This window comes from Moorena sp. SIO3I6 (genome assembly GCF_010672095.1).
The window spans coordinates 1-1,771 of record NZ_JAAHHU010001032.1 but is presented as its reverse complement, the minus strand read 5'-3'; the positions used below and the strand labels follow the sequence as shown (position 1 = coordinate 1,771).

General features: G+C 44.3%; 3 protein-coding genes. 2 read left to right on the top strand and 1 reads right to left on the bottom strand.

Annotation, left to right across the window (positions count from 1 at the left end):
- Positions 1–527: 527 nt before the first annotated feature.
- Complete coding sequence (locus F6K49_RS45770) at positions 528–740, top strand: hypothetical protein (protein WP_143727716.1); 213 nt, start codon at positions 528–530, stop codon at positions 738–740.
- Positions 741–1,187: 447 nt separating this feature from the next.
- Positions 1,188–1,310 carry a hypothetical protein gene (locus F6K49_RS45765; protein ID WP_293108918.1) on the top strand — a complete coding sequence of 41 codons (123 nt, stop codon included), beginning with the start codon at positions 1,188–1,190 and terminating at the stop codon, positions 1,308–1,310.
- A gap of 57 nt (positions 1,311–1,367) precedes the next feature.
- Here the strand turns inward: F6K49_RS45765 and F6K49_RS45760 are convergent.
- Positions 1,368–1,771, bottom strand: a 404-nt coding sequence (locus F6K49_RS45760; protein WP_293108914.1) for a transketolase C-terminal domain-containing protein, incomplete at its 5' end; no start/stop codon positions are given.

The following is a 1,771-nucleotide window of genomic DNA, read 5'->3' as shown; positions in this document are numbered from 1 at the left end:
TCTAAGCTAACCGTCCCCGATAGGAAAATTTTGTTGAGTTTATGGCATAACTGGAAGGAAATATGAGTAATTGTATAGACTTGTTAAGTCTGTAGCGATCTCGGCATGGCTACCCAGGATTTTTGTGCTATCCTGAGAATTGAGGGTTTAAAAGATTTAACATACTGAATTCCAAATGTGGTAAGGGGAGAGTTAAATTCGGTGATCCCACCATAGTAAAGATGTTGGCTTAGGCAAGACAAGCCTCTCTATCCCGTCTATATCTCAGTATCTCTACTGAGTCAACTTGTAAAGCAGACATAACCACCAAGAGTTGCCTAATCGGGAGCCTAAGTCGAGATAATTCTCACCTTAAGATCAGGAGTTACCTAGGCTTGGGTGGTTAGGGCCAATTGCGCCAAATACCTGTATCCTATACCTTATTATCCGCAACCATATCCTAAAACCATTAGAACTGTAAGGTTTTAGGATTGCTTTGCAGCAGATTTCTCTAGAAATTTGCATCTACCTGTCTCTTGTTCACTCTTATGTTATACATTGATATGTCGTTAATGATCCCCCTGCTAGCTACTGGCTACTTAATCACAATCTATGTGCTGTTAACACTAGCCCAGCGTGTTCAACGTTCTCCAAGGTACTTTACTAATCCCATTAAAAACGCCTTGGCTACTCGTGTGCCAACTGAGTCAGCATCCGAGGTCAATACGGTTAAGGGATGGTCTCAAAGGTCTCAAAGTTAATATCTTCCAGCATAACCCGTAGCCTATTCATCTGCGATTTTTCAACTTCCCATGGGCTAGCTTGGGTAGGAAGAGTCTTGAAACATGGCGCTTACATTACCAGATTGTCTAAACAGATTCTGAGTTTACCCAAAAACAGATAAACGCAAATAGTTATGACCACTTTCTGTGTTTATCTGTTTGACTATGAGATTTTGACTTGTCATGGTCTACTTGCTGAGTCAAGTATATCTTAGCGATAGTCCAATATACAAGGTTGGCATCATCAGGACTGATACTGCCTTGGGGGTAAAGTCTAACTTTACCCCCAAGGCTAATGGCCTAAGGGAGAATTTATTCTTGGGCTACACAAACTAATCCCACAAATTTTATAGCCTCTGTGCTTGGCTACGACCGTTAGAAGATCACCACGCAGACTTTGTTTATCAAGTTGGATCTTGCCCTAGAATGGCTTCTGTGGGGGAGCCCAACGGTAAACGAAATAGCCCTGGTGGTGGCAGAAAGGAAGAGGAGAAACTCTCCGTTTTTCCCTATGCCACTAGAACAAGCATTAGTCTTGGTTTCCCATGACCATGGAAATGTTTACCCTAGTTCAGTTAGGTATAATTAGGGGTTATATTGGTTTAATTATCCCAACAAGGCTTTGGCTTTAGCGACTACATTTTCAACCGTGTAACCAAACTTTGCCATAGCGACGCCACCGGGAGCAGAAACACCAAAGCGATCAATGCTAATCATATCCCCCTCGGTACCCAAGTAACGGCACCAACCAAAGCTGACACCAGCTTCGACCCCGAGGCGCTTGGTCACTGCTTTGGGCAAGACGGATTCCCGATAGGCTTCATCCTGGGCTTCAAAAAGTTCCCAGCTTGGCATGGAGACAACACGGACTTTCTTCCCTTCTTCTCGCAACTGCTCAGCCCCTTGGACACACAGTGACACTTCGCTACCAGTACCAATCAGGATAATGTCAGGAGTGCCATCGCTGTCAGAGAGGACGTAAGCCCCTTTGGTCGCGGCTTCAATGGAAC

What these genes read in the sequence shown, in the direction of transcription:
- F6K49_RS45770 (WP_143727716.1), top strand. Translation starts at nt 528, where the DNA reads ATGTTATACATTGATATGTCGTTAATGATCCCCCTGCTAGCTACTGGC.
- F6K49_RS45765 (WP_293108918.1), top strand. Translation starts at nt 1,188, where the DNA reads ATGGCTTCTGTGGGGGAGCCCAACGGTAAACGAAATAGCCCTGGTGGT.